26 protein-coding genes, 1 tRNA gene and 1 pseudogene are annotated in these 25,978 nt (G+C 71.9%); 13 read left to right on the top strand and 15 right to left on the bottom strand.

Going from position 1 to position 25,978, the window contains the following annotated elements; translation table 11 throughout:
* The first annotated feature begins 86 nt into the window (after positions 1-86).
* Both ACIP6U_RS40345 and ACIP6U_RS40340 read left to right on the top strand, forming a co-directional pair.
* On the top strand, positions 87-1,757 hold the full coding sequence (locus ACIP6U_RS40345) for an IS200/IS605 family accessory protein TnpB-related protein (RefSeq protein WP_401727733.1): 1,671 nt from the start codon (positions 87-89) through the stop codon (positions 1,755-1,757).
* 51 nt (positions 1,758-1,808) lie between these two features.
* Positions 1,809-1,880 (top strand) — tRNA-Val (locus ACIP6U_RS40340).
* 82 nt (positions 1,881-1,962) lie between these two features.
* Here the strand turns inward: ACIP6U_RS40340 and ACIP6U_RS40335 are convergent.
* Positions 1,963-2,316 (bottom strand): hypothetical protein, encoded by a 354-nt coding sequence (locus ACIP6U_RS40335; protein ID WP_401727732.1) that lies wholly within the window; start codon positions 2,314-2,316, stop codon positions 1,963-1,965.
* 213 nt (positions 2,317-2,529) lie between these two features.
* On the opposite strand from ACIP6U_RS40335, the gene ACIP6U_RS40330 reads away from it, so the two are divergent.
* Positions 2,530-3,021 carry a hypothetical protein gene (locus ACIP6U_RS40330; protein ID WP_401727731.1) on the top strand — a complete coding sequence of 164 codons (492 nt, stop codon included), beginning with the start codon at positions 2,530-2,532 and terminating at the stop codon, positions 3,019-3,021.
* 65 nt (positions 3,022-3,086) lie between these two features.
* Here ACIP6U_RS40330 and ACIP6U_RS40325 read toward each other — a convergent pair whose 3' ends face one another.
* On the bottom strand, positions 3,087-3,971 hold the full coding sequence (locus tag ACIP6U_RS40325; protein WP_401727730.1) for an alpha/beta hydrolase: 885 nt from the start codon (positions 3,969-3,971) through the stop codon (positions 3,087-3,089).
* A gap of 125 nt (positions 3,972-4,096) precedes the next feature.
* Between ACIP6U_RS40325 and ACIP6U_RS40320 the strand changes: the two genes are divergently transcribed.
* Positions 4,097-4,705 carry a TetR/AcrR family transcriptional regulator gene (locus tag ACIP6U_RS40320; protein ID WP_401727729.1) on the top strand — a complete coding sequence of 203 codons (609 nt, stop codon included), beginning with the start codon at positions 4,097-4,099 and terminating at the stop codon, positions 4,703-4,705.
* Positions 4,706-5,231: 526 nt separating this feature from the next.
* Here the strand turns inward: ACIP6U_RS40320 and ACIP6U_RS40315 are convergent.
* The 3 genes and pseudogenes from ACIP6U_RS40315 to ACIP6U_RS40305 form a co-directional block, all read right to left on the bottom strand.
* The gene (locus ACIP6U_RS40315) at positions 5,232-5,996 is read right to left on the bottom strand and encodes an SDR family NAD(P)-dependent oxidoreductase (RefSeq protein ID WP_401727728.1); all 765 of its coding nucleotides are present in this window, start codon (positions 5,994-5,996) and stop codon (positions 5,232-5,234) included.
* Positions 5,997-6,092: 96 nt separating this feature from the next.
* Positions 6,093-7,349, bottom strand: a pseudogene (locus ACIP6U_RS40310) (MFS transporter).
* 188 nt (positions 7,350-7,537) lie between these two features.
* Entirely contained in the window at positions 7,538-8,188 is a 651-nt protein-coding gene (locus ACIP6U_RS40305) for a TetR/AcrR family transcriptional regulator (protein ID WP_401727727.1), read from the bottom strand.
* Between the two features lie 103 nt (positions 8,189-8,291).
* Between ACIP6U_RS40305 and ACIP6U_RS40300 the strand changes: the two genes are divergently transcribed.
* The gene (locus ACIP6U_RS40300; RefSeq protein ID WP_401727726.1) at positions 8,292-9,272 is read left to right on the top strand and encodes a zinc-binding dehydrogenase; all 981 of its coding nucleotides are present in this window, start codon (positions 8,292-8,294) and stop codon (positions 9,270-9,272) included.
* A gap of 98 nt (positions 9,273-9,370) precedes the next feature.
* Positions 9,371-9,859: a hypothetical protein gene (locus ACIP6U_RS40295; protein ID WP_401727725.1), complete on the top strand. Its 489-nt coding sequence runs from the start codon at positions 9,371-9,373 to the stop codon at positions 9,857-9,859.
* On the opposite strand, the gene ACIP6U_RS40290 is transcribed toward ACIP6U_RS40295, so the two are convergent.
* Positions 9,849-10,541, bottom strand: a complete 693-nt coding sequence (locus tag ACIP6U_RS40290) for a methyltransferase domain-containing protein (protein WP_401727724.1) — start codon at positions 10,539-10,541, stop codon at positions 9,849-9,851. The genes ACIP6U_RS40295 and ACIP6U_RS40290 overlap by 11 nt on opposite strands.
* A 179-nt stretch (positions 10,542-10,720) precedes the next feature.
* Between ACIP6U_RS40290 and ACIP6U_RS40285 the strand changes: the two genes are divergently transcribed.
* From ACIP6U_RS40285 to ACIP6U_RS40275, 3 genes are all read left to right on the top strand, one after another.
* Entirely contained in the window at positions 10,721-10,996 is a 276-nt protein-coding gene (locus ACIP6U_RS40285) for a DUF6355 family natural product biosynthesis protein (protein ID WP_401727857.1), read from the top strand.
* A gap of 91 nt (positions 10,997-11,087) precedes the next feature.
* Positions 11,088-11,729, top strand: a complete 642-nt coding sequence (locus ACIP6U_RS40280; RefSeq protein WP_401727723.1) for a TMEM175 family protein — start codon at positions 11,088-11,090, stop codon at positions 11,727-11,729.
* A 63-nt stretch (positions 11,730-11,792) separates the two neighbouring features.
* Complete coding sequence (locus tag ACIP6U_RS40275; RefSeq protein WP_401727722.1) at positions 11,793-12,488, top strand: DUF6518 family protein; 696 nt, start codon at positions 11,793-11,795, stop codon at positions 12,486-12,488.
* 16 nt (positions 12,489-12,504) lie between these two features.
* Here the strand turns inward: ACIP6U_RS40275 and ACIP6U_RS40270 are convergent, their stop codons facing one another.
* The 4 genes from ACIP6U_RS40270 to ACIP6U_RS40255 form a co-directional block, all read right to left on the bottom strand.
* Positions 12,505-13,500, bottom strand: coding sequence for an aldo/keto reductase (locus ACIP6U_RS40270; protein ID WP_401727721.1), 996 nt, complete (start codon positions 13,498-13,500; stop codon positions 12,505-12,507).
* A 130-nt stretch (positions 13,501-13,630) separates the two neighbouring features.
* Positions 13,631-14,860: an MFS transporter gene (locus ACIP6U_RS40265; RefSeq protein WP_401727720.1), complete on the bottom strand. Its 1,230-nt coding sequence runs from the start codon at positions 14,858-14,860 to the stop codon at positions 13,631-13,633.
* A gap of 134 nt (positions 14,861-14,994) precedes the next feature.
* A complete protein-coding gene (locus ACIP6U_RS40260) occupies positions 14,995-15,636 on the bottom strand; it encodes a dihydrofolate reductase family protein (protein WP_401727719.1) in 642 nt (213 codons plus the stop codon).
* Positions 15,637-15,765: 129 nt separating this feature from the next.
* On the bottom strand, positions 15,766-16,668 hold the full coding sequence (locus ACIP6U_RS40255) for a ketopantoate reductase family protein (protein ID WP_401727718.1): 903 nt from the start codon (positions 16,666-16,668) through the stop codon (positions 15,766-15,768).
* Positions 16,669-16,772: 104 nt separating this feature from the next.
* On the opposite strand from ACIP6U_RS40255, the gene ACIP6U_RS40250 reads away from it, so the two are divergent.
* Positions 16,773-17,003: a DUF2277 domain-containing protein gene (locus tag ACIP6U_RS40250; RefSeq protein WP_401727717.1), complete on the top strand. Its 231-nt coding sequence runs from the start codon at positions 16,773-16,775 to the stop codon at positions 17,001-17,003.
* A gap of 43 nt (positions 17,004-17,046) precedes the next feature.
* Here ACIP6U_RS40250 and ACIP6U_RS40245 read toward each other — a convergent pair whose 3' ends face one another.
* Entirely contained in the window at positions 17,047-17,685 is a 639-nt protein-coding gene (locus ACIP6U_RS40245) for a DedA family protein (protein WP_401727716.1), read from the bottom strand.
* A 254-nt stretch (positions 17,686-17,939) separates the two neighbouring features.
* Here ACIP6U_RS40245 and ACIP6U_RS40240 point away from each other — a divergent pair, with 254 nt between their 5' ends.
* The gene (locus tag ACIP6U_RS40240) at positions 17,940-18,473 is read left to right on the top strand and encodes a superoxide dismutase family protein (protein ID WP_401727715.1); all 534 of its coding nucleotides are present in this window, start codon (positions 17,940-17,942) and stop codon (positions 18,471-18,473) included.
* Positions 18,474-18,492: 19 nt separating this feature from the next.
* Here the strand turns inward: ACIP6U_RS40240 and ACIP6U_RS40235 are convergent, their stop codons facing one another.
* From ACIP6U_RS40235 to ACIP6U_RS40225, 3 genes are all read right to left on the bottom strand, one after another.
* Positions 18,493-20,424: an FAD/NAD(P)-binding protein gene (locus tag ACIP6U_RS40235; protein WP_401727714.1), complete on the bottom strand. Its 1,932-nt coding sequence runs from the start codon at positions 20,422-20,424 to the stop codon at positions 18,493-18,495.
* Between the two features lie 168 nt (positions 20,425-20,592).
* The gene (locus tag ACIP6U_RS40230) at positions 20,593-22,245 is read right to left on the bottom strand and encodes an alkaline phosphatase D family protein (RefSeq protein WP_401727713.1); all 1,653 of its coding nucleotides are present in this window, start codon (positions 22,243-22,245) and stop codon (positions 20,593-20,595) included.
* A gap of 101 nt (positions 22,246-22,346) precedes the next feature.
* Positions 22,347-22,991 carry an HNH endonuclease family protein gene (locus tag ACIP6U_RS40225; protein ID WP_401727712.1) on the bottom strand — a complete coding sequence of 215 codons (645 nt, stop codon included), beginning with the start codon at positions 22,989-22,991 and terminating at the stop codon, positions 22,347-22,349.
* 379 nt (positions 22,992-23,370) lie between these two features.
* On the opposite strand from ACIP6U_RS40225, the gene ACIP6U_RS40220 reads away from it, so the two are divergent.
* Positions 23,371-23,952, top strand: a complete 582-nt coding sequence (locus ACIP6U_RS40220) for a TMEM165/GDT1 family protein (protein WP_401727711.1) — start codon at positions 23,371-23,373, stop codon at positions 23,950-23,952.
* Positions 23,953-24,188: 236 nt separating this feature from the next.
* The gene (locus ACIP6U_RS40215; protein ID WP_401727710.1) at positions 24,189-24,857 is read left to right on the top strand and encodes an HAD family hydrolase; all 669 of its coding nucleotides are present in this window, start codon (positions 24,189-24,191) and stop codon (positions 24,855-24,857) included.
* A 114-nt stretch (positions 24,858-24,971) separates the two neighbouring features.
* Here the strand turns inward: ACIP6U_RS40215 and ACIP6U_RS40210 are convergent, their stop codons facing one another.
* Complete coding sequence (locus ACIP6U_RS40210) at positions 24,972-25,940, bottom strand: peptidoglycan-binding protein (RefSeq protein WP_401727709.1); 969 nt, start codon at positions 25,938-25,940, stop codon at positions 24,972-24,974.
* Between the last annotated feature and the right edge of the window lie 38 nt (positions 25,941-25,978).

Genomic DNA, 25,978 nt, shown 5'->3' with positions numbered 1-25,978 from the left:
TCTGGGGTGGGGATAACCCCCGGGTGACCTTGCCATGTGATGGTCGTTGGAAATGACGAACGGATCTTTGGCGTCGGCGGGGGAGTATGCGGGTGAGCGCGCTGCGGAAGTTGGCACCGGCATTCGTGGTGCCTGGTCCTGCTGCGGTGGCGATCCGGGCGCGGCTGCGGGTGTCGTCGGTGGACGTGACGGTGCTGACCGAGGTGGGTCAGTTCCTCGGTTCGCTGGCGTCCCGTGATCTCGCGGTGCGGTGCCGACAGGGGACGGCCCACGACGCCGGTTCGTGGGCGCGGCGGAAGCGGACGCTGACCGAGTCCTCGTCGGCACGATGGGCGGGCAGCATCACCAAGGCCACGCATGACCAGTGGGCACTGGCGAGGCGTGGCCAGGGCGCCGAGTTGACGTGGCTACGGAGACAGATCGCGCAGATCGAGGAGAGGCTGGCTCGGCCGCTACGGGCCAGGGCAGACCGGCGGGCCGGTCTCGTACGTGGCTATGGGAGCCGGTCCGAGTGGCACGCCAAGGCCCGCCGTCTGCACTCCTTGAGGGAGCGGCTGGCCGCGCGCGAAGCGGACTTGGCGGCGGGGCGGGTGCATGTCGTCCGTGGCGGCAAGAGGCTTTCCCACCTGCGCCACCATCTGGACCAGGCCGGGCTGAGCGAGGAGGCGTGGCAGGAGCGGTGGCAGGCTGCCCGGATGTTCCTGGCCGCGGACGGGGAGTCCGGCAAACGCTGCGGCAACGAGACCATCCGCGTCACCGACGGCGGAGAGCTCTCGATCAGGCTCCCCGCCGCCTTGGCTCACCTGGCCAATGCCCCGCACGGCCGGTATGTGCTGGAAGCGGCTGTGCGGTTCAGCCACCGGGCCGAGGAGTGGCGTGACCGGATCGCCGCGGACCGGGCCGTGGCCTACCGCATCCACTTCGACGTCGTACGCGACCGCTGGTACGTGACGGCTTCCTGGCAGCGCACCGCCGTCCCGCTGCTTCCTCTTCCGGCGGCCTTGGCCGGTGGCGTTGTAGCAGTGGACATGAACGACGACCACCTCGCCGCCTGGCACCTGGACAGGCACGGCAACCCGGTCGGTGAACCCCGGCGCTTCAGCTTCGACCTGTCGGGAAGCACGCGTCACCGGGACGCCCAGATCAGACACGCGCTGACCCGTCTGCTGCACCACACACGCCGCACCGGGGCCCGGGCGATCGCCGTCGAAGACCTTGACTTCGGCGACGGCGCAAGCCGCGAGAGGCACGGCCGTAACAAGACCTTCCGCCGCCTCGTCTCCCGCTTTCCCACTGCCAGGCTCAAGGCCCGGTTGGTGTCGATGGCCGCAGAGCAGAACATCGCCGTCGTGGCGGTGGATCCGGCGTACACCTCTCGGTGGGGCGCCCGGCACTGGCAGCGGCCGCTGTCGACCCCCACCCGTGAGATCACTCGCCACGACGCGGCCGCCGTGGCGATCGGAAGGCGCGCCCTCGGGCATCCGATCCGGCGTCGGACGGCACCGCCCCCACACGACCGGAGTGATCGTGCGGGGCATCGGACCGTCCAGGCCGGACCGGAGGCCTGGAGGCGCGAGGGACCCCGCCCCCGTGCTCCCGGACCACGGACACGATCCGTGCCGCCCGGACGCGGAGTGAAAGCGGACGACCAGCGTGCCTTGCACCGCACGGGGCACGCGGCCGAGCATGCGACCTGGCAACAAGACGTACTCCCGCTCGGTCTTGAGAGATGGCTACAAGTCCTGCCCGGCCCGTGAAACCGGATTGCAGGGCAGCACCCTGGGCAATGTAGGCTGTCGGCCTGTCCCGGGTGCGTAGCTCAGTGGTAGAGCGCCTGCCTTACAAGCAGGATGTCGGCGGTTCGAAACCGTCCGCGCCCACGTAGGAACGACATGGGAAGGCCCCGGCCGCATCGGCCGGGGCCTTCTGTGTTCCCGGGGCCTTCGGTGTTCGAGGAACGCGTCAGTCGTCCCCGTTCTCGTTCCTGTCCCCGTCCCCGTGTGCGTGCTTCAGCCGCATCCGTGCCTGGACGCGCTCCCCTTGTGTGACCTCCACCCAGAAGCGGTGGGTGGTGACGAAGACGGCCAGTTCGTGTTCGCGCTGGCGGAGCTTCTCCACCTCGGCCTGTTCGTCGGACGTCCAGCCGGGGGAGGCGGGGCGCTCCACCTTGCGCCAGCCTGCCTGATCGCTGAACCCGTCGAGGGGTACGACCGACCAGGGCAGCCGCTTGAGAAGGGCCGACAGCTCGGCCCGGACCTGATGCAGCTCCTCCTGACCGGCGAGGAGGTCACTCGGAAAGTCGTAGGTCGTAGCCACGGCGCAATGGTACGCCTGTTCGAATTTGGGATGCGAGTTCCTTCACGGGGTTCATGCGAACGGGTGCGGCCGGGCGCTTCGGTTGCCGGTCGTTCAAACCACGCTTTCAGTGTGTGGCGGCGGCCTGACGGCGAACGGCAACCTGGGGCTCGGAAGCGTCACCGAGACCTTCCGGACCAGTTCGGCAGAGCAAGGCAGAGCAAGGGGGAGAACATGGGACGAGGGTTGAGCAGAACGGCGACCGCCGCGGCGGGGGTTCTCGTACTCGCGGGGTCGTTGCTGGCCGGGACCGCCGGCGCGGCCGGCGCGGCTGACGCGGCGCGGAGTGCGGGACCCACCCTGGAGTGCTTCGGGGTGCCCGGCCTGGAGGATTCGACGACCGCCACCGGTGTCAGCACCGCCGTGCAGGGGCCCGCCACTTCGTCGGGCACCGCGCAGGTGCGGACCGGGTACGCGAACGGCGTGCAGTACGGCTGGGGTCGTGTGGTGGGAGGTTCGGGCGGCCGTTCGGTCGTCTTCGAGGTGGACATCGACGGCGACCGCGTCTGGGACTGCGCGGCATGGACCCACAGCACGGCCGCGACCATCTGGACGACCGGAACGCAGACGAGCTCGAGCTCCAGCCGAGCGTTCCGGGCCTGCGTCGTACCCAATTGGGAACTCTGCTCCAGCTCGGTCGCCGTCTCGATCACGCCCTGGTGGTGAGGGACAGCGCCGCGCACTTCCGAGGCCCCCGTTCCGCGTCGCGCGGGCGGGGGCTTCGGCCGCTTCTACGAAGGTGCTCCGGTCAAGCCCGCCGGCTGGTTGTGGTGGTCATCCGACCGCCACAGCCAGCGCAGGGCATCCGGGAGCAGGACGCCACCGTGGTTGGGGCTGTGGCCGCCGTCGCCCAGGACGAGGCGGAAGTCGTAGCCGGCCTCCGCGAGCGCTGCCGCGACGCGCAGGTTGGCGGCCAGCCAGTTCGCCTCGGGTTCGTTCCAGCGCAGGTCACGATGGCCGGCCTGGAGGAAGATCCGGAGCGGCTTGCGCGGAGCGCGGGGAATGGCTTCGGGGTACGGGTTGCCGTCCGGCATCTGCGCGAAGCTCGACAGGAACCCGATGACACGGCGGAACCTGTCCGGGCGCAGCCACGCCGCGGTGAAGGCGCAGTTGCCGCCGCTGCTGCCACCGCAGATGCCCCACCGATCGGGGTCCTCGGCGATCGACCAGTGCTTCCTGACCTCGGGGATGATCTCGTTCAGGAGGAAGCCGACGTACGAGTCGTCGTATGCGTCGTACTCGGTGTTGCGGTTCTTCGGATCCTCGGCGTCGGGAAAAACGCCAGGGTCGACGAACACGCCGATGGTGACCGGGATGTGCCCGCGGTGGACGAGGTTGTCCAGGACGGTCGCGCCGCGGACCTCCCCTTCGGGGTCCAGGTACCACCATCCGTCCTGGAACACCATCAGCGACGCCGGTACGGCGGGGTCGTACCGCGCGGGCACATGGACCCAGAACTTCCGTGCCGTTCCCGGGTAGATCGCGCTGTCGTTCCAGTCGAACTCGACCGTCTCCCCGACGGGCACGTCCGGCTGCGGAGCCGAGTCGGGGCCGTGGGCGTAGCGAACGTCCGTCTGGTCAACCGGAATGGGCCGGTAGGGCACTTCGATCGTCATCCGGGCCAACCTAGGAGGGATCACGGACCGCCTCAAAGGGGTTTTGGGGGCCCACCTCGGAATCAGGATCGGTTTGGAGACGGCACTACAATGGACTGAACAGTCCAGTTCCAGGGAGTCATGGCATGCGTGGTGAGTTGACCGCCAAGGGGAAGGCGACCCGGAGTCGGATCGTCGAGGGGGCCGCGGCGGTGTTGCGGGAGAAGGGGGTCGCCTCGGCGACGTTGGACGACGTCATGGCGCGGACCCGGACCAGCAAGAGCCAGCTGTTCCACTACTTCCCGGCGGGCAAGGACGAACTCCTCGTCGCGGTGGCCCAGTTCGAGGCGGATCAGGTGCTCGCGGACCAACAGCCGTATCTGGGGTGTCTCGACTCGTGGGAGGCCTGGGGGCGTTGGCGGGACGTCGTGGTCGAGCGCTACGAGGCGCAGGGGGAGCAGTGTCCGCTCGGGTCGCTGCTCTATCAGGTCGGGCGTTCGACTCCCGGGATGCGGGCGATCGTGATCGAGCTGACGCGCCAGTGGCAGGAGAACCTGGCCACGGGTATCAGGGCGTTGCAGGCGGCCGGCCTGGTTCCCGCCGACCTCGATGTCGACACCCGGGCCGCGGCGTTGCTCGCCGCGCTCCAAGGGGGCGTGGCGATCCTGCTGTCGACGGGGGAGTCCACCCACCTGCGTGCCGCGCTCGATCAGGGGATCGCCGACCTGCGGCACACCGGCAGTGTCCTGGCGTGACTCGGCCTCCGGCCTCCGGCCTCCGGCTCTCGGCCCCGGCTCCGGCTCGCGGCCCTGGCCCCGCCCTCGGTTCTGGCCCCGGCTCCGGCTCGCGGCCCTGGCCCCGCCCTCGGTTCTGGCCCCGGCTCCGGCTCGCGGCCCTGGCCCCGCCCTCGGTTCTGGCCCCGGCTCCGGCTCGCGGCCCTGGCCCCGCCCTCGGTTCTGGCCCCGGCCCCGGCTTCGGCCTCCGGCCCTCGGCTCTCGGCCCTGGCCCCGGCTCCGGCTCTCGGCCCTGGCTCCGGCCTTCGGCTCTCGACTCCGGCCCTGGCTCCGGCTCCGGCCTTCGGCTCTCGACTCCGGCCCTGGCTCCGGCTCCGGCCTTCGGCTCTCGACTCCGGCCCTGGCTCCGGCTCCGGCCTTCGGCTCTCGACTCCGGCCCTGGCCCCGGCTCCGGCCCTCGGCCCCGGCTCCGGCCCTCGGCCCTGGCCCCGGCCCCGGCCCTCGGACCTCAACCCCGGCCCCCCTGATCACCCACTCCCATCAGGTCTCAGCCCGCGATGACCGCAGCCGTCGTACGGCCGCCGTCCACGTCGAGCACGATGCCGTGTACGAATGAGGACTCGTCGGTGGCCAGGTACACGGCCGCGTTCGCGACGGCGTCCGGAGTGCCCATCGTGCCTGCCGGGGTGCCCTTCATCATGATCTCGGCCGGGTGGGACTCGCCCGGTACGGGCGTCTGCACCACGCCCGGGGAGATCGCGTTCACCCGTACCCCCTGCGGTCCGAACTCCGCCGCCCAGGCCCGGGTCAGGGTCTCCACGGCCCCCTTGGTGGAGCTGTAGAGCGCGGCGATCGGAAGGCCCAGGCGGGCGATCCAGGAGCCCAGGTTGATGATCGCCCCGCCGCCGGCCGCCACCATGGCGGGAGCGACGGCCGCGGTCAGGAAGAACGGGGCCTTCACGTTCACGGCGTAGACCTGGTCGAAGGTCTTCTCGTCGGTGGCCGCCGTGGTGTCGCCGGGGTAGATGCCGGCGTTGTTGACCAGGACGTCGATCCGGCCGCCCAGGACCCGCGTCGCCTCCCGGGCCAGCGTCTGCGAGGCCGCGGCGCTGCCGTCCAGGTCGGCCCGTACGAAGTCGGCGCGGCCGCCGCGGGCACGGATGCCGTCGACGACCTCCTGGCCCCGCTCGGCGCTGCGGCCGGACACGGCGACGTGCGCCCCCTGGGCGGCGAAGGCCTCCGCGATCGCCCGTCCGATATTGCTGGTCGCTCCGGTCACCAAGGCGGTCTTGCCCGCGAGCCGCATCGACATGTTCCACTCCGTTGCTCGGTTCTCCGGCGTCGGTTCGACGCGGGTGCCACTGTGCTTCGGAAAAAATGGACTGGCAAGTCCATAACGTGAGGGTGGTCAGGGGAGCGTCCGGCCCAGGCGGGCGAGTGGGGACAGTGCCATCAGCGCAGGGGAGAGCAGCATCCCTGCCGCTGTTGTCAGGAGGCCGGCCCGCAGGGTTCATTCCTGTGCGAGGAAGCCGCCCAGGAGGGAGCCGAGCGGAGTCGTTCCCATGCCGGCGAACGTGATCGTGGCGGCCGCGCGCGCCTGCATCCCGTCCGGCGTGACCGCCTGCCGTACGGCCATGACCGTGACGTTCACCAACTGGCCGCCGGTCCCGAACGCGAAGCCGACCGCGAGGAGCACCGGAACCGTGATCGCGGAGGAGCTGTGCAACGCGGGTACGCACAGGAACGCGCCGTCGCCGAGTACCGCCGCGGACACGAGCACCGGGCCGTGGCCGAACCGGCGCGGCAGGCGGGCCGCCAGCACCGAGCCCAGGAGCGCGCCCGGTCCCGTCGCCGCGAGTGCCAGCCCTACCGCCGTGCCCGAGAGGTGCAGTTCCCGGGGGAGGTAGAGCAGATAGACGGTCATCGTGGCGGCGAAGAAGAACTGGAAGGCGGCCGAGGCGAGGCAGACCGTCCGCAGTGAGGTGTCGCCGACGACGAAGCGGAGGCCTTCGTGGATCCGGCGCCCTATGTGCGGGGGGCGTTGCGTGCGCTCCGGCATCGATTCGCGGTGCCGGATCCGTCGTATCGAAAGGAACGACAGCGCGAAGAACAGGGCGCCGGAGGCGGCGGCGACCGGTGCCGACAGCAGGGTCACCAACGTGCCGCCGAGCGCGGGGCCGCCGATCTGGGCCACGGATCTGCTGCCTTCGAGTGCGCTGTTGCCTCGCACCAGCTGATCATGTGTCACCAGCCTTACGAGAGACGCCTGGTAGGCCACGTCGAAGAACACGGACAGGGCGCCGACGGCGAAGGTGACCGCGAACAGCGTGGGCAGGTCGAGCCGGCCGAGGAGAGCGGCCAGCGCGGCGACGCCCAGCGCCATGGTCCGGCCGACGTCCGCCAGCACCATCACCGTGCGGGTCCGCCAACGGTCCACCCACGCACCGACGAAGAGCGAGAGCAACAGGATCGGCGCCTGCCCCACCGCGCGGAGCGCGCCCAACTCGCCGGCACTGGCGTCGAGGGTCAGGACGGCGATGAGCGGCAGCACCAACAGGCTTGTGTGTTCGCCGAGTTGGGAGACGGTCTGGCCGACCCAGAGGCTACGGAAGTCGCGGTCCCGCCACAGGCTCGACGGAGTGGGGGAGGGAGAAGCGGACGGCACGGGAGTCCTCAGGTTGCCGACAACGACAGGGAAGAAGGCTCGCTGTGCCGCAACATCAAGGCAGCACGCGATTGACGGGCCGATCACGGCCTACGACGTCAACGCGCGCTCGGACGACCGGGCATGTCTCTTCGCTCCTCGTGGGTCGCTCGCAGGCTAGTCCCCGACTGGCCGGGTGGGAAAGGCGATTAATGCCGGGACTGGCCGCCGAGCGACTCGTACCGCTCGAACGTCACCGCCGGCGGCAGTGCGCTCTGGTGCGGGCAGGCCTCGAACGCCTGGATCACGAAGCCCGCGAAGCGCCGGGAGGCGTTGGCCTGGAGGGTGGGTGACGGGGCGTGGATCCCCTTGTTGGCCATGAGCATCAGGACGAGGTCGTCGAGCGTGAAGTCGGGCCGCAGGCGCCCCGCGTCCTTGGCTCGCTGAGCCAGCGCGTCGACCGCCTTGAACTGGTACTCGCTGCTCGCCACCACGGCCGCCGCGTCCGCTCCCGGGAGCGTCGACATGAACGCCTCGGTGAACCCCCGGTCACGCGCGTGCAGTTCACAGACCTTCTCGACGACCGTACGGAAACCACGCCACGGATCGGGATCGGCGCAGGCCGCGTCGACGATGTCACGGCAGGCGCGCAGTTGGTCCGCGAAGGCGGCGGTCACGAGCGCCTGCTTGGTCGCGAAGTGCCGGTACAGGGTGGCGGGCCCGACCTCGGCGTGCCGGGCGACCTCGCGCATCGGCACGTTCAGGCCCTCGGCGCGGAAGAGCGCGCGGGCCGCGTCGAGGATGCGTTCGCGGTTGAGCTGGGCGTCGGAGCGCAGGGTGTGAGGCAAATCGTCGGTCACGCTCTCACTTTAGCCAAACGGACGGGGGCGTCCGTTACGGTCCGAAACGGCGGCTGCAACCGCGCAACCGCCTCGAACAACCCCGACCCGGACGGAGACCACGTTGAAGGCCATCGAGATCAAGTCGTTCGGAGGACCGGAAGGTCTGGCGGTGGTGGATCTTCCGGCGCCGCTGCCTGCCGCCGGCCAGGTCCTCATCTCCGTGGAGGCGGTGGGCGTCGGCGGCGTGGACACCCTGATCCGGAGCGGCGCGCTGGCCTCCTACGGCTTCACGGAGGGGTTCGTCCCCGGCGGCGAGGTGGCCGGCACCGTCACCGCCGTCGGGGACGGTGTCGAGGGGTCATGGATCGGCCGCCGGGTGTGGGGGTCCCCCGGCGCGGGCGGCGGCTACGCCGAACAGGCCGTCGCCTCGGCGGAGCGGGTCGTTCCGCTCCCCGCCGATCTGTCCGCCGTCGACGCGGTGACCCTCGGCAGCGCCGGGTCCGTCGCGCACTTCGCCCTCGCGCACGCCCATTTCGTGCCCGGGGAGACGGTCCTGGTGCGCGGCGCGTCCGGCAGCCTCGGGCTCATGACCGTACAACTGGCGGCGCGCGGTGGGGCCGCGGCGGTGGCGGTCACGACGTCGTCCGCCGAGCGGGGCGAACGCCTGCGCGCGCTCGGGGCGACCCACGTCCTCGACCGCTCCGGCAACGGGAACGACCACGGCAACGGCAGCGCGGACGCGCCCGCCGGCTACGACGTCATCATCGACATCGTCGCCGGCGCCGACCTGCCCGCGTTCTTCGTCCGGCTCAACCCGAACGGCCGCCTCGTCGCCGTCGGCATGGTCGGCGGCCAGCCGCCCGCGGACTTCGGTACGAAGCTCATGGCCGCCTTCCGGAGTTCGCTGACCTTCGCCACCTTCAGCCTCGACACGGTGGACGAGGCCGACCTGCGGGCCGAGCGGAGCGCGCAGTTCGCCGCCGCGGGCCGTGGTGGACTGGAGGCGGTGGTCCACGAGGTGCTGCCGTTGGACGAGGCGGTGGCGGCGCACCGGAAGATGGACGCCGGTGAGGTGTTCGGCAGGATCGTGCTGATCCCGTAGACCGCCGGATCGGCTCCCGTAGCACCGCCGGATCGGCCACCTCGCGGAGCAGGAAATCGGGATGCGTGGGTGCGGGCCCGGCGCCTAGCGTGAGTGCCATGCGTGTTGTCTTCACCAAGGGCCCCGGCACGAGTTACGACATCGCCGTGCACCGCGAGACCGGCGCGGCGCTGGCTCCGCGCAACGGTCCCGGCGGGCATCCGTATCTGCCGCACGACCTGGTGCACTTCCTCGTGGAGGCGGAGGCGGGGATCAGGCTCGGGGTGTACGGGCGACTGGCCGCCGGTGACAACGGCCTGTTCTGGCCCGCGGATCCCGCCGAGCGGAACAAGGCGGCCCGCCGTCGCAGGTCGAAGCCGACGACACCGTCCCCGCAGGCCCGTGCGGACATGGCCCGCTCGGAGGAGCTGGCGGCCGTCGCGGTCCCCGTCTGGGAGGTCCGGCGCGGCCACGCGAAGACGCTCCCGGCGTATGTCCGTGCCGACCAACTCCCCCCGGTCGTCGACCACATCGTGGCCCGCTTCGACACGTACGCGGACCGCTGGCACGCCTTGCCGGTGGGCGGGAGCCTCGAACTCAGCTGGTAGGGCCGGGGCGTTCGACCGTACGAGGGGGTGCGGAGGTCGGTGTGCCCGCCAGGATCTGCACCCCGGCCGCCTCATGCCCGTTCATCGTGGCGACCGTGATGGGGCGGGTGTCGATGGACGTGAAGTCGCTGAGCAGGTCGGTGAACCAGTCGTCGGGGTGGTGGCGGCAGACGGCGCCGTCGTCGGTGCGGAAGACTCCGTAGGGGCCGCCGTGGCGTTCGCTGTACTCGGTGTAGCGGTCGCGATTGCGCCGGTCGCTCTGGAGGAGCAGATCGCTGAGGTAGAGACGTCCGCCCGGTTTGAGGACGCGGCGCACCTCGCCGATCAGCCGGCGCTGTGCCTGGTCGTCGGGGACGCAGGTCAGGACCGCGAAGAGGACGACCAGGTCGATGCTCGCGTCCGGGCACGGCAGGGTCGGCGGGGTGTCCAGCACCTCGAAGCGCATCGCGGGGTGCAGACGGCGGGCGCGGGAGATCATCCCCGGCGAGGTGTCGACGCCGAAGAGGTCGCCGAAGCCCTGCTGTTCGAGGGCGTCCATGGTCCGGCCGTATCCGCAGCCGTAGTCGAGGATCACGGCGTCCCGGCCGAGGCCGTCGAGCCACGGTGTGTGCAGCGGGTGCGTGAAGTGCTTGGTCTCCGCGACCGCGTCCCAGTAGGCGGTCTGGTGGTGGAGGTCGGACATCGGGCCATCCGTTCGGCGTAGTGGGTGAACGATTCGCCAGGTGAACAACCCGGGCGGCCCCTCAATCCCGCCGGGATACGTCGCAATACTCGGGCATCCAGCCAACTGACCGGCAGGCACAAGCCTGTTCGTGTCGTCGGCCTGCACTGATCCAGGAGTTCCGCTTGCGTATTCGTCGTATGGTGACCCGCGTCCTCGGTGTCACCGCATTCGCGTTCGCCTCCCTGGCCACGGGGACCGTCACCGCCGGACCGGCCGCCGCCGACCCGTGCGGGTTCTACGAGACCTCCAGCGACGCCTACTACAACCACTGCACCTCCGACGGCTCGCGAGTCGTCATCCAGGTCAGGGTTGCCCTGGCGCCCGACTACGAGCGCTGTGTCGCGCCCGGCACGACCTGGCTGGGCTCCGCCGACAAGATCCAGGGAGCCCACTACGTGGGCCGTACCTGCTGACGTACGGCCGCCGGTGACGGCGTGACGGTGTGAGTCGACCGAGCCTTGGCCGGTGCGATCCGGCCAGGGCGGACGCCCTACTCTCGTCGCCATGACAGAGCCGGCGGCGCAGACGCGCACCCACGAGAACGCCCCGGGCGTGGCACGCCTGATCGCTTTGTCCGACGGCATATACGCCATCGCGATGACCCTTCTCGTCATCGACGTGGCGGTCCCCGCGGGTCTGAACGACGCCGCGTTCCACCGGGCCCTGAGCGACGAACTCCCCAGCCTCGGCGCCTTCGCCCTCAGCTTCACCCTCCTCTCCGGCTTCTGGCGCGACCACCGCCGCATCCTCGCCTCGCTGCCCGTCGAGTCGTTCGTCATCACCGAGTTGATCCTGCTCGGCCTGGGCCTGGTCGCCCTGTTGCCCTTCCCCACCGGGCTCCTGGCCGAGTACGCCTCCCAGCCCGTCGCCGTCGCCCTCTACGCCGGTGCGATGGCCGCGATCCACGCGGTGCACACCGCCCTGCTGCTGCTCACGCAACGCCAAGTGCACCCCACGCCCACCTCACCCGCCGCCGTGGCGCGTCGCCGCCTCACCGCCCAACTCGGCTCCAGCGTGCTGGTCTTCGGCCTCTCCATCCCGCTGGCCTTCGTCAACACGGACGCGGCCATGTGGTTCTGGGTCGCGGTCGTCCCCACCCACTTCGTTCTCGGTCGCTTTCCCCGCCGCCCGGTGCCGACGCCGTGATGTGACGCCTCAGGACCGGATGGCTATACACGGCGCGTATACATCGTATGTATAGTGGCCGCCATGGCGACGACTGCGACCCCGGACGGCTTGGGTGATTCGGGCGGCTCGGGTGACTTGGTGCAACCGGGCCGTCACCTCGATGCGTTGACCGCCACGGCGGCGGCGACCGTCGGCGGATCACTGCTCGGCGTACTTACCAACCTCGCCCAGGGATGGCTGCCGGGGGCCTGGAACCAGATCGCCAACTCGGGCGCCGTGTGGTCGGCGGTCGCGTTCGTCGCCGGGGCGCTGCTCGCCGGGCGGGGCGGCACGGTGGTCCGGTCCGCGGTCGGTGGGCTGGGAGCGGAGGCCGGACTTGTCGTCGGGTACTACGGCTACGCCGAGTTCGGGCGCGACGGCATGGGGTCTCTGTTCTTCCCGCTCGTCTGGCTGGGGATGGCGTGCGTGGCGGGGCCGTTGTTCGGCGTCGCGGGGTACGCGTGGCGTGCCGGCAAGGACGTGCGCGGCCGGGACGCGTGGAGCCGTGTCGCCGGGCTTGCCGCGTTCGCCGGGCTCTTCGGGATGGAGGGCGTGATGTTCGCCCGGGACCTCCACTACGCGCCCCAAGCCTGGGGCTGTTTCACGGTGTTCGCCCTCGTCCCCCTGCTCATGGCCCGCACACACCGAGAGCGCGCCCTCACCCTGGCGGCAGCCGTGCCCTTCGCGCTCCTCGCGTACGCGATCGTCGAACTGCCCCTCCAGATGGTCTCCGCCTGAGCGGTGGGTGGCGCACTCACTCGGCGGGAAGCGGTACCCGCGCGTGCAGCAGCCCGGCCTGCCGGACGGCGGTCCAGAACGCGCCCGGTAGCGGATGCGCGAGCATACGGGCGGTCTCCTCGACCTCGGCCGGTGTCCGGGCGCCGACCACGACGCTCGTCACCGCGGGGTGTCCGAAGGGGAATTGGACGGCCGCCGCCTTCGGGGGCACGTCGAAGCGGTCGCAGAGGGCGTGCCAGGCGGTGACCTGACGGGACAGTTCGGCCGGGAGGTGGGTGTAGCCGTGCGGTGCATCGGGGCGGGGGTCGGCGAGGAGACCGGACTGGTAGACGCCGGCGGCCATGACGGCGACACCCCTCGCGGCGCACAGCGGCAGCAGCGCGTCGAGGCCGGACTGGTCGAGGAGGTTGTACCGTCCCGCGAGCATGACGCAGTCAGGCCCGGGCGCGGCCACCTCCTCCAGGTAACGGGCCGCCACCGGCGCGTGGTTGACGCCGATCGACACCGCGCCGACGGTACCCCGGCGGCGCAACTCCGCCAGCGCCCGGTAGGCGTCCGTCACCGCCGTGGGGAAGTCCTCGTCGGGGTCGTGCACATGGAGCACGTCGATCCGATCCAGCCCCAGCCGCTCCAGACTGTCCTCGACCGAGCGCATGACCCCGGCATAGGAGTAGTCGCGCCGCGGTCCGACACCGGGCGGCGGATCGGCCCAGATCGGCTGGGTGTCGCCGCCCCCCGGCACGATCAGGCGGCCGACCTTGGTGCACAGCGTGTACCGCTCGCGCGGACGGCTGCGAAGCGCCGCCCCGGCACGGCACTCGGAGCGGCCGTATCCGTAGACGGGCGCGGTGTCGAAAAGCCGGACGCCGACGTCCCACGCGCGGTCGACGGTCCGCGCCGCGTCCTCGTCGGAGACCGGCGTGAACAGCCCTCCCAGGGACGCGAGTCCGAGTCCGAGCCGGGTGACCCGCAGCTCCGTACGCCCCAGCACGACCGTTTCATCGGCCCGCATCCGCAGCTCCTCACTCCGGCGAGTCCCGCTCGCCTGTCGGTCGAGTCCTCAAGTGGGTTGAGGCCACAAAGGATGCCCCCGCCTCGAAACCGGGCCACGGCCGCAACCACGCCTCACCGCTCACCGCGCGTCAGCCGCCCCCGCCCGCCACCCTTCCCTCCCCGCCGCCCCACAAGCAGAACCCCACCGCAAGTACCGCCATCCCCGTGGTCCCCGCCGCGGCCAGCGCGAAGCCGCCCGTCGCGCCGAAGGCGTCCACCGCTCGGCCGGAGAGTGCCGCCGCGCCCGCCGAGCCGGCCGCGCTCGCGGAGTTCAGCCAGGTGAAGGCCTGGGTGAGGACGGCTCGGTGGACGGTGGACTCGGCCAGGACCGAGAGGAGCACCAGGACGGGTGGGATCGCCGCGCCGGTGAAGACGATCACGGATCCCAGTGCCAACGGCGAGCCGGCGGTGGGGAGGAGCAGGCCGCCGAGTGCCAACACGGCTGTCGCCACGGCAAGTTGTCGTTGCGGGGTCGCCCGCCATCGGCGTACCCCGTACAGCCAACCGGCGAGCAGTCCGGCGCAGTTCGATGCCGCGAAGATCGGTGCCGTCGCGGCCGCCGCGTGGTGCTCGACCGCGAAGGCGGTCACCGAGACCTGTACGGCGCCGAAGAACACGCCGATGGCGAGGTTGAGGCCGATCAGGGCGGTGAATGCGGGGCGTAGGAGCGAGCGCCCCGCGCGGGAACGTTCGGCTGCTTCGGGCGGCGACGTCAACGGCGTCGGCGCGGTGCGGTGTTGGGCGGCGAGGAGGCCTCCGCCGGTCACCACCAGGGCGGCTGCCAGTACGGTGCCCAGGGCCGGATGCCCGTTCGCGCCGAGGGCGCTGACCAGGGTCGGTCCCGCCAGGTAGCCCACCGCGTTGCCGAGCGACTCCAGCGAGAAGGCGCTGGGCAGTTCCGCGGGCCGCTGTTCGCCCAGCAGCGCCACCCAGCGGGCCGCGGACAGCGCGCCGAGCTGAGGGATGGTGGCGCCGACCAGGACTCCGCCCGCTGTCATGAGCCCGGGCGGGCTGTCACCGGCGACCAGGGCCAGCAGTGTGGCCACCGCCGCCGCGTGCGCGAGCAGGAGGGGTGGCAGTACCCGGGTCTGGCCGAAGTGGTCGATCAGGCGGGCGAGTTGAGGCCCGACCAGGGCCTCGGCCACGGCGAAACCGCCGCTCACCAGACCGGCCGAGGCGTAGGAGCCGGTGCGGCCGTGCACCAGCCAGACGATGCCGAGGCCGGTCATCGCGATGCCGACGCGGCCGACGGTCGCGGTCAGGAAGAAGCCCGCGGCACCAGGGGTGCGCAGCAGACGGGGGTAGGGCGCCGACGACACGGCGAATCCTCTTCGCTGCCCGGCGGGGCGGACCACCCGGGGTCGTCGGCGCCCAGATTCACCGACCCGTGGTCATCGCCTGGAACCGTCCAGTGGTGGCGCGGAACGGGGACACACACCCCACGCCGACTCCGTCACCGGGCAGAAGTCTCTCGTACGTTCGGAAGACGATACTTCAGGTGGACGGCGAGAGGAGTGTGGACCACCCGGACCGGCTCGACGGGACGCGGCCGTTGTCCGGTGCCCAGTCCTTCGAACAGCCGTAGTCCGTCCCCCAACAGGGCGGGCACCACGTGCAGTTGGAGCTCGTCGACGAGGTCCTCCGCGAGGTACTGGCGGACCGTGTGCGCGCCGCCCGCGATGTCGACGTTCCGGTTGCCGGCGGCGGCCTTCGCCCGGTCGAGGGCGCTGTGGATGCCGTCGGTGACGAAGGTGAAGGTGGTGCCGCCCTCCTTGACGAGGGTCGGTCGGGGGCGGTGGGTGAGGACGAAGACCGGGGCCCGGAAGGGCGGGTTGTCGCCCCAGAACTCCGCGCCGGTGTCGTACATCATCCGGCCCATCACCACCGCCCCCGTGGCGTCGAACCACTCGCGCATCAGCTCGGAGTCCTGGTTGTCCTCCCCGCCCGTCATGCCCTGGCGCTCCCGCCAGCTCGCCAGGTTGTGGATCCACTCGAAGAGCGGTTCGGCGCCGTGGCCCCCGGGGTTGTCGAGGGTCACGTCGGTGCCGGCGATGTAGCCGTCGAGGGAGATGGCCATGTCTGCGGTGACGGTCACGGTCGGGTGCTCCTGACTCCTGTGCGTCATGGAAGTACTGCCTTCACCCTCACGTCGATCGGGCACCGGCGCATTCGACACGCCCCGACGCCCGACCTACCCCGACCCACCCCGCTTCCCCCGGCGCCCTCAGCCCGCCGAATCCTCCAACTCCCGCACCAGCCGCTCAGCGACCGGCACAGCCACCCCGTGCCGTTCCGCCGCCCGCAGCAACGCCCCGCCGATCGCGTCCAGTTCGAGCGGGCGGCCGGCCTCCGCGTCGCGTTGCATCGAGGACTTGGCGCCGCGCGGGAAGGCGTCGTAGCGGGCCAGGGCCTGGGCCGGGTCCGACGGGCCGCCGCAGGCCCGGCTGACCGCGGCCGTCTCCGCCACCAGGGCCGTCAGTTCGGCACGGTGGCGGGTGCGGACCTCGCCGAGGGGGAGGGCGTAGCGGGTGGTGAGCAGGGCGAAGGGGGCCAGGAACGACATCTTCGCCCACAGCGTCGCCGTCTCGTCGTCGAGGACGCGGGTGGTGGGGCCGGCCGCGTTCAGGGCCCGCGACAGGGTGTCGAGCCGCTCGCGGGGGACCGGGTCGCCGGTCAGGTCGATCTCCGCGAACGGGCTGCCCAGCTCGATCACGCCCGGTGCGAGCCGGGTGGACTCGGCGCGGATGACCGCCGGGGCGACCAGCTCGCGGCGGTAGCGGGCGCGCAGGGCCGCCGGGTGTTCGACGCCGTTCAGGAACGGTACGAGGAGCGCGTCGCCCAGGGCGGCGGGCGGCACGCGCTCCAGGGCGGAGGCCAGTGCCGTCTGCTTGACCGCCACCAGGCACGCGTCGACCGGCTCGCGCAGCACCGCGTCCGCCTCGACCCGGGCCGTGAAGTCGCCGAACAGGCCGCTGCGGACCCGGATCCCGTCCGTCCGCAGTGTCCGGGCCGTCGCGTCACCGGCCAGGCAGATCACCCGGTGTCCGGCGCGTGCCAGCAGCCCCGCCAGCAGGCCGCCGATACCGCCGGGGCCGAGCACCGCCACGGTGAGTTCGTCGTTCGCCATGATTCTTCTGTCCCCTTCGTCGGTCGGCCCCTTGCCGGTGGCCGCCTCGAACGGGATCATCCCAGGCCTCGCCGAATCGGGGGAGACCGGTGGAGACTGGTCGCATGTGCCGAAGCATCAAGACACTCCGCCCGCCCGTGCTGCCCGAGGAGGCGACGGAGGAGGAGATCAGGGCCGCGGCCCTCCAGTACGTACGCAAGGTGTCCGGCTTCCGGGCCCCCGCCGCCCACAACCAGGAGGTCTTCGACCAGGCCGTCGACGCGATCGCCGAGGCGACGGCGGAACTGCTGGCGGGGTTGCAGGTGCGAGGTCAGGGACAGAAGGCCGGCGCCTAGGGCCCGCGACGCCGGACTGATCCGCCGGACAGGCCCTAGGGGCTCAGGGGGCGTCCACCACGGCCGCCTTCTCCGGCCGGCGCATCACGTACGCCGCCCCCGCGCCCGCCCCGAACAACGCCAGCACGGACACCCCGGTGCCCAGCCAGGTCGTACCGAGCCAGCGGCCGCCGTAGTAGCCGAGGGCGACGCTGTACGCGGCCCAGGCCAGGCCCGCCAGGGCGGACCAGGGCAGGAACTCGCGGACCCGGCGGTGGGCGGCGCCCGCGCCGAGGGAGACGACCGAGCGGCCGGCCGGGGCGAAGCGGGCGAGGATGACCAGGGCGCCGCCGCCGCGGGCCAGCGCGACGCCGAGACGTTCCTGCGCCAGGGTCAGCCGGCGGGAGCGGGCGATGGCGCGGTCCAGGCGCTCGCCGCCCCGCCAGGCCAGCCGGTACGCCACCAGGTCGCCGAGCACGGACGCGGTGGCCGCGCAGAAGATGAGCGCCAGGATGTCGGGCACCTGGGTCGGGACCTGGCTCGACACCTGCCCGGTCGCCGAGCCGGCGGCGGCGGCCGTCGCCGCCGTGATCACCAGCACTCCGCTCGGCAGCACCGGCAGGAACACATCAAGCAGGACCGACAGCGCGACCATGGCATAGATCCATGGACTGCCTGTCAGCGTCCCCACACTCTCCAGCACCGCGACTCCCCGTGAACTCCCCCGTGGCCAGACCGTGCCGCATTGTCGCGGGGGAGCGGCAGGGGCGGCCATCAACAGCCATACAGCGTACGCCTGGAGTGTGACAGCAGATTCATGGGGGGCACGTGGGATCGGCACACGACGTTCACCCGGCTGCCGTCCCCCGGCGGGCGCGGGCCGCCGGTGTCCCGTAGCACGGAGTGGGGGCGACCTTCGGCCGCAGCGGCCGTACGACGTGAGGAACGGTACAGATCATGGTGGCAGGTATATGCGCGGGCGCCGTCGCGGCGGCCGTGCTCGCGGCAGGCCCTGGCGGCGCCCACGGCTACTCGATGCACACGGACGCGGCTTTCGCGCCGCCCACCGCCCTCGTCCCGTCGGCGGCGAAGACGTACGACATGAAGCTGGTGCCGGCGGGTTCGTGGATCGAGGTGGACCAGCGGACCGCCGAGGGCGGTGCGACGACCGTGCGGCTGCGGGTCGAGGGGCTGGTGCCCGGGCACGCGTACGCCGTCCATGTGCACCAGAAGCCCTGCGCCGCCGACCCGGCCGCCGCGGGCGGGCACTACCAGCACGAGGTGGGCACCGACGCGGCCCACGTGAACGCGGACAACGAGGTCTGGCTCGACTTCACCGCGGGCAAAGACGGCTCGGGCGAGGCGAGCGCCCACCACGACTGGGGCTTCCGGCGGGGCGAGGCGTCCTCGGTCGTCATCCACGACATGCCGGGCACGCACGGCGCCCGCGTGGGCTGCTTCACGGTGCCGTTCGGCTGGGTCGCCGGGTGATCCGGTCAAGCCGGGTGAACTAGTCGACGCGGGCGAGCCGGGCGCCCGGCCACGGACCCGCCTCCACCGCCATCCCTGCCTCCGGTGCCGCCGGTGCCTCCGGCCCCACCTCGGCCGCCGCCACCCGCAGCACCGCTCTCGCCACCGCGTCCGCGTCCGAGAGCGTCACCGAGTCCACCCCGGGGCGGGCACCCGCGGCCGTCACCCAGTGGACGCCCTCCGTCGGCACGCCGAAGGCGAACCGCCGTGCGTGGGGCCGACCTTGACGGTCCATCAGCCGGTACGGCCGTTCCGTGACATCGAGGCCGCCGGTCTCGTAGCCGTCGACGGTGTGCGGTCGGCAGCGGCCCGTCTTCAGCAGCCGCGCGAGGAGGGGGTCGGCGGTGCGGCGCAGGTCGGGTTCCGGGAGACGGGCCTCCACGAGGGTGGTCACGCGGGCCGCGGAACCCGGTATCTCGGGGGAGCGGGCCAGCCAGGCGCCGTCCTCCTCGGTGACCTCCAGGCGGGGGCCGAGGACCTGCACCACGCCCGCCTCCACCAGCGCGGCCAGTTCCTCGATGCGGCGGCGGGGCGGGCCGATGGAGAGGAAGGCGTTGAGCGGGGTGTACCAGCGGTCCAGGTGGTCGCGGCGGGAGATGCCGGTCAGGCCGCCGTGGTCGACCACCAGCCGCAGCTCGTTGCGCAGGTCGCGCAGGACGTCGAGGGCCGCTTTGAGGGGCCCGTCCACCGTGCCGAGGGCTGCCTGCGCCGCGTCCTCGCGCAGATGGGCGAGGAGCCACTCGCGCCACTGCCCGGGATGCGCGAACTCCCTTTCCCGGTACGGCCGGGAGACCCGGTCCCAGCTCCAGCGCCGGGCGGCCGGGACCCCGAACGCGTCGAGTACGTCCGCCTCTTGGGGATCGCCGTGCGGTACGGAGAGGAAGCGCGCCGCGAACTCCGGGCGCCGTGGGCGTCGTAGCAGCGCCGTGTAGTAGACCGTCTCGACCTCCTTCGCCACCAACGGCCATATCTCGGCGAGGAAGTCGGGCGCCTCGCCGTTCTCGGCGCGTTTGCGGAAGCCGGCGATCACGTCCGGGGTGAGGACGCGCGGGGTGTGGCGGCCGTAGGGGCCCTTCGCGTTGTCGCCGCGCGCCTGGTAGGGGACACCGCGTCGGGAGCCGGCGTACAGGCGGGGCTCGCGGCCGGAGGGGACGTACCGCAGACCGCCGCGGCGGGTGGCGACGAAACGGCCGCCGCGGCCGGTGGTCAACAGGGCCGTGTGGTCGAAGAAGTTGAGGCCCAGGCCGCGCAACAGCACGGGTTCGCCGGGCGGTACGGCGGACAGGTCGACGTCGGCCGGGTTGGCGGGCGGGACATGGCGCAGGCCGTGCCGCTCGGCGTAGGCCGCGAGGCGTTGCTGCGTGCCGTCGGCGACGGTCGGCAGGTGGCCCTGGGCCAGGACGACCGCGGCGAGGCCGGTGAGCAGCCCGCCGTCGTCCAGGGTCAGCAGCTGGCGGCCGTCGGAGGTGTCGTCGAGGCGCACCGCGCGCGCCCGGTGCGGGACGACCCGGACCGCCGCCGGGGCCTCGCGCACGGCCTTCGCGAACACCCACTCCAGGTACCGCCCGTAGTGCGCGCGGGTCGGGTACTCGTCCGCGCCCAGCTCGCCGTCGGCCCACTCGTACAGGCTCGGACCGGGCCGTACGGGCCCCGAGCAGTCCACGCTGTCGTCGGTGAAGAGGGTCACCTGGCAGGCCACGGTGTTCATCAGCAGCTCGGGCGACTGGCCGGTGCGCCACACGCTGCCCGCGCCCGGCGGGGCGGGGTCGACGACGTGCACGGTCAACCGGACGCCCGGCGGGAGGAGTTCGGGCACCGAGGCGCAGAGGCGCTCCAGGACGCCGGTGCCGCGCGGTCCGGCGCCGACCACGGCGAGCGAGACGGAGGGCGGTTCCGCGGTCGGTGCAGACAAAACGGGGACTCCCGGGCGTGTGGGGCGCTTGGCAGCAAACCGCCTACTGGAAGCAGACGGTCCGCATCATCATGCCTCCGGCAGTCACGTAAGCCAACGTCAGCCCCACCCGCCCCCATTGCCCCGCATGCGGTGGTGAGGGCCGGATTACTCGGTGGTGAGTCGGGACTACTTGGTGGTGAGGACGGACTCCGTCACCGTCTCCAGATCACCGACCGTCCCCGGCACCGCCCCCGGCCGCACCCGCGCCTGCTCCAGCCGCAGCCCCGCCGAACGCCCGCGCAGCGTCAGCGTCATGAGCTGGTTGCCGAACCAAGGCCCGCCCTTCTTGCGCCACTTGACCTTCAGCGGCGCGCACCGGCCGTGCCGCAGGAACCGTCGCCCCAGCGCTCGGGCCACCGCGCTCCAGCCGAAGCGGAAGCCGACGCGGACATAGGCCGGTACGGAGTTGTGGACCGGCGAGCAGGTCAGTTGCAGCACCCGCGCGTCCGGCGCGCCCTCGTCCCAGGTCGCCTCGGCCACGTACGCGTGATGCACGTCTCCCGAGAGGACGAGCACGCTCGCCGGCGCGGTGGGCCCGGAACCGACCTCGGCGATCAGCTCGGCCAGGGCCGCGAAGGACGTCGGGAAGGCCGCCCAGTGCTCAAGGTCCCCGGTGCGCCGCAGGTTCTCCCCGAACCGCGCCCAGCGCGCCCCGCGCTCCCCCCGGCACAGGGCCGCGTCCCACTGCTCGGCGTCGTGCACCAGATGCGGCAGCAGCCAGGGCAGGGAGGTGCCGATCAGGAGGTGGTCGTACGACTCCCGGTCCGCCAGGGCCTGTTCGCGCAGCCACCGCGCCTCGCCCGGGTCGAGCATCGAGCGGGACTCCTCGTCCAGGACGCGGGCCGCCCGGCTGTCCACCATCAGCAGCCGGACCCGGCCGAAGTCGCGCCGGTAGCTCCAGCGCACCGAGGCCGCGTCGGCGTCGGCCTTGGAGGCGAAGGCGCGCAGGTCGTCGGTGGCGTCGGGGACCGCGCGGACGGCCGCGTAGAGGGGGTCGTCGGCCAGTTCGTCGGGGGAGAGGTTGCCCAGGTGCTGGTGGACCCAGTACGACATCAGGCCGCTCAGGATCCGCTCCCGCCACCAGGCGGTGGCGCGCATGTCCTCGAGCCAGGCGGCGGAGGTGTTCCAGTCGTCGATCACGTCGTGGTCGTCGAAGATCATGCAGCTGGGCACGGTGGACAGCAGCCAGCGCACCTCGGGGTCGAGCCAGGACTCGTAGTAGAGGTGCGTGTACTCCTCGTAGTCCGCGACCTCGCTGCCCGGGGCGTCGCCCAGATCGCGCCGCGCCGCCAGCCACCGCTTCGTCGCGTCCGAGGTCTCGTCGGCGTACACCTGGTCGCCCAACAGCAGGAGCACGTCCGGGCGTTCGCCGTCCGGGTCGGCCGCCATGCGGGTGGCGAGCGAGTCCAGGGCGTCGGGTCCGACGGGGTCGTGACCGCCGGCCGGCGGCGCGGCCCAGCGGCAGGAGCCGAAGGTGACGCGGACGCCGTCGTCCAGGACGCCGGTGCGGATCACGGAGGGCGGGAAACGGGAGTCCGGCAGCGGCCATACGCGCGCGCCGTCCAGGAACACCTCGTACGCGGTCGTCGTGCCGGGGGTCAGCCCGGTCACCGCCACCAGCGCGTAGTGATGGCCCGCGACCTGGAAGGTGCGGGTCTGTCCGGCGCTGCCGTCCGCGCAGCGCACCTCGGCGGTGCACGGACGGCTCGCCTCGACCCATACGGTCGCGGACGAGCCGTCGGCATACCTCAGCAGTGGTCCCAGGCGCAGTTCGGCCACGATGATCGCCCCTCCTCCGTCGCACCGTACGGTATTGAACGACGGGGGAGGGCGGACAGTGTCCGGCGATCACCGTTACCGAATCAGCAGCCGTCGCCGGATCAGCAGCCGGAGAGGTAGCTCGTGAGCGCGGACTTCTCGGCCGAGTCGACGGAGAGGTCGTAGTAGTACTTCACTTGCACCCAGGCGCGGACGTAGGTGCAGCGGTAGGACGTGAGGGACGGCATCCAGGTGGCCGGGTCCTGGTCGCCCTTGGACTGGTTGACGTTGTCGGTGACCGCGAGGAGCTGCGGGCGGGTGACGTCGTTGGCGAAGGACTGGCGCTGCGCGGTGGTCCAGTTGCGGGCGCCGGAGTCCCAGGCCTCGGCCAGCGGCACGAGGTGGTCGATGTCGACGTCCGAGGCGGCGGTCCAGGTGGCGCCGTCGTAGGGGGAGTACCAGCTGCCGCTGGTGGCGACGCAGGCGGAGGTGGTGACGACGTTCGTACCGTCCCGCTTGAGGATGTACTCGCGGGTGTTGCAGGTGCCGCTGATGGTGATCCAGGTCGGGAACAGATCCCGGTCGTAGCCGGTCCTGACCTCGGTCGCCACGGGGAGGGAGGCGAGGTAGGTGCGGGCGGTGGAGGCACTGATGGGGGTGGGGAGGGCGGCGGAGGCGTTCGGTCCGTTGAACAGGGCGACGGAGGCTATGAGTCCGGTGAACGCCGCGAGTATGCTCAGCCGTCGACGCGCGTAGAATTTCGGCATACGAACTCCCTTGGGGTGGGGGGACGTTGGAGTGCGAGCGAAGGAATGCTCGCGGTGCCGTGTTGCGGTGGGGTGTGCGTTGGGTAAGAAGCTAGTGACGCGTACATGACATGACAAGGTTTACGGTCGAACTTCTGCCTTGTGAGTCGGTCGCGTACAGTGGACGGCGCAGAAGGGGAGTAGCTCTTCGCTGGACCGTCGACATACTGCTCAGCTCGTCTGAGCCGGCGCCCAGAGGCAGGTCCGTGATGCGTCACGGCCGGCCAGCGAGACCTTCGGTAAGCAGTGCACCAGTTGTTTTTGTGTGTGCTGCCGTGCCGAGGTGTCCGCGGACAGCACACACACTCTCGGTGGGGCAGCCCCGACCGATAGAGGAACCTTGATCACCTTCAGCGTCACGGCGGTCGTCTTCGGCGTCGTCTTCCTGGCCGAACTCCCCGACAAGACCGCGCTCGCCGGGCTCGTCCTGGGCACCCGCTACCGCGCCTCGTACGTCTTCGCGGGCGTCGCCGCCGCGTTCCTGCTGCATGTGGTGCTCGCCGTGGCGGCGGGCAGTGTGCTCACGCTGCTGCCGCAGCAGCTCGTGGCCGCGGTGACCGGTGTGCTCTTCCTGGGCGGGGCCGCGGTGCTCCTCTTCAAGAAGGACGACGACGAGGAGGAGGTCCGCAAGCCCGGGGATCAGTCCTTCTGGAAGGTCTTCGGCGCCGGGTTCATGCTCATCCTGGTCGCCGAGTTCGGAGACCTGACCCAGATCATGACGGCCAACCTCGCGGCCCGCTACGACGATCCGCTCTCCGTCGGCCTCGGTGCGGTGCTGGCGTTGTGGGCGGTCGCCGGGCTCGGCATCGTCGGCGGAAAGGCGCTGATGAAGCGGGTGCCGCTGGCGCTGATCACGAAGATCGCGGCGCTGCTGATGCTGGGGCTCGGGGTGTGGAGTCTGTGGGAGGCGGTGGCGGGCTGAGGCTCGGGGCCGGGGGGCGGAGGGTCCGAGGTGAGGGATCGGCCGAGCTGAACGTTCGGTGAACTGTTCCCGGAGTCGGTGGCGGATGCGGGAGATGTTTTGTACCGTGGAGGAACAAAGTGGCTCCCGTCCGTTCTCCCTGACCGGCGGGCGGGGCGCTTTGTCCCTCCGGCTGTACCGCCATGGGCTCGACCCGTAAGCCTCTGGCGCCCCTTCCCGCCGCCTTGGAGCTGCCGATGACGGCCACCACCGTGCCCACCGTCCTCACCGCCCACGCCCTCCTGCTGGACATGGACGGCACCCTCGTCAACTCGGACGCCGTCGTCGAGCGCTGCTGGCGGCGCTGGTCCGAGCGGAACGGGCTGGACGCGGACGAGGTCATGAAGGTGGTCCACGGCCGCCAGGGCTACGCCTCCATGGCGGTCCTGCTGCCCGACCGGCCCATGGAGCAGAACATGGCCGACAACGCGCGCATGCTCGCCGAGGAGACCGCCGACCTGGACGGCGTCGTCCCCGTCCCGGGCGCCCAGGAGTTCCTCGCGTCCCTGGCGGGCCTTCCGCACGCCCTGGTGACCTCGGCCGACGTGGCCCTCTCGACGGCCCGCATGGGCGCGGCCGGCCTCTCCCTCCCGGACATCCGCATCACCGCCGAGTCGGTCGGCGCGAGCAAGCCGGACCCCGAGGGTTTCCTCAAGGGCGCCGCCGAACTGGGCGTCGACCCCGCCGACTGCATCGTCTTCGAGGACTCGGCGGCGGGCATCGCGGCGGGGCGCTCCGCGGGGATGCGGGTGGTGGGGGTTGGGGGTCGGGCGGATTTTCATGAGCCGGATGTTGTGGTGCGTGACCTGCGGCAGGTGCGGGTCGAAGGGGTTGCGGGCGGGGGGATTCGGGTTTACGTGGCTTAGGGGTAGGCGGGGTGAGCGTGTGCTGGGGGCTCCGCCCCCAGACCCCCGATCGGCCCTGAAGGGGCCTCGTCCTCAAACGCCGGACGGGCTGAAAAAAGTGACCGGCGTCGAGAGCTACGGCTCCGTCGTCTCGGACTCCAGCTTCGCCCGCGTGGCCGCCCCGTACACCCCGGACTCGTCCCCGGTGATCCCCCTGGCCACCTGGAACGTCCGCACCGAACTCTCCACCGACGTGCTGAAGTCGCCGTCGTCCTTGCCGATGTACAGGTTCAACTGGCCGAGCCGTTCCTGGAGTTCGACCACCTCGGCGCCGTGGTCGCCGCGCCGCAGCACCGGTGGCGTGGTGCTGTCGCCGCCGCCCTCCTGGATCGTGCCGGTGGCGCCGACGGTCGACGGCGTGTGGGTGGGCTCGGTCGACCGGGTCGGCCTCGGGGAGACGGCGGTCGCCGACGGTGACGTCGAGGGCGTCGGGCTCGTGCTGACGGACGGTGACGGCGACGAGGTCGTCGGCGACGGGGAACCGGTCTCCTCGGACGGCGACACGGACGCCGTCGCGCTCGACGCCGGCACACTCGCCCGTACCCCGCCCGAGGCCGCGTCGTCGCGGGACGGCGTCTGGTACGACAGGAACCCGCTCGCCAGCCCGGTCGCGGCCACCACGGCGACGACGGCTCCGCCGGCCGCGAGCAGGACGGTACGGCGACGGCGTACGGGCCTGACGCCTTCCTCGGCCTCGGGCTCGTCCATCGACGGAACCGGCGGCAAGGGCGGCAGCAGGGACGTGGCGTCCACGGCCTGGAGCGGGACCGTCTCGTCCGCCGGTAAGGCCGACGGTGCGGGCGTCACCGGTGGCGGTGCGGGCGGTACCGCCTCGCGGCCCTCGCTGCCCGTGCCCCCCTCGCCCGTCAGTTCCACGTACGGCCGTATGCGCAGCGGGTCGAAGTCCTCCGCCGCGGCCGCCTCCGCCGTGCGGGCATCGCGCAGGGCGTCGGACGCCCGCTGTGTGCAGCCGCACGACGGGGTGTTGTCGGCCCCTCTGGGTGCCCCGCACTCCGGGCACTCGTGGCCTGTCGGCTCTGTCACGCGTCGTCCCTCCCTCCGCAATCCCCCCACGAACTCCA

Origin of the sequence: Streptomyces sp. NPDC088794 (genome assembly GCF_044750545.1) — a bacterium.
Lineage (GTDB): Bacteria > Actinomycetota > Actinomycetes > Streptomycetales > Streptomycetaceae > Streptomyces.
The sequence above is the reverse complement of the archived record's forward strand: the minus strand, read 5'-3'. Positions and strand labels throughout refer to the sequence as shown.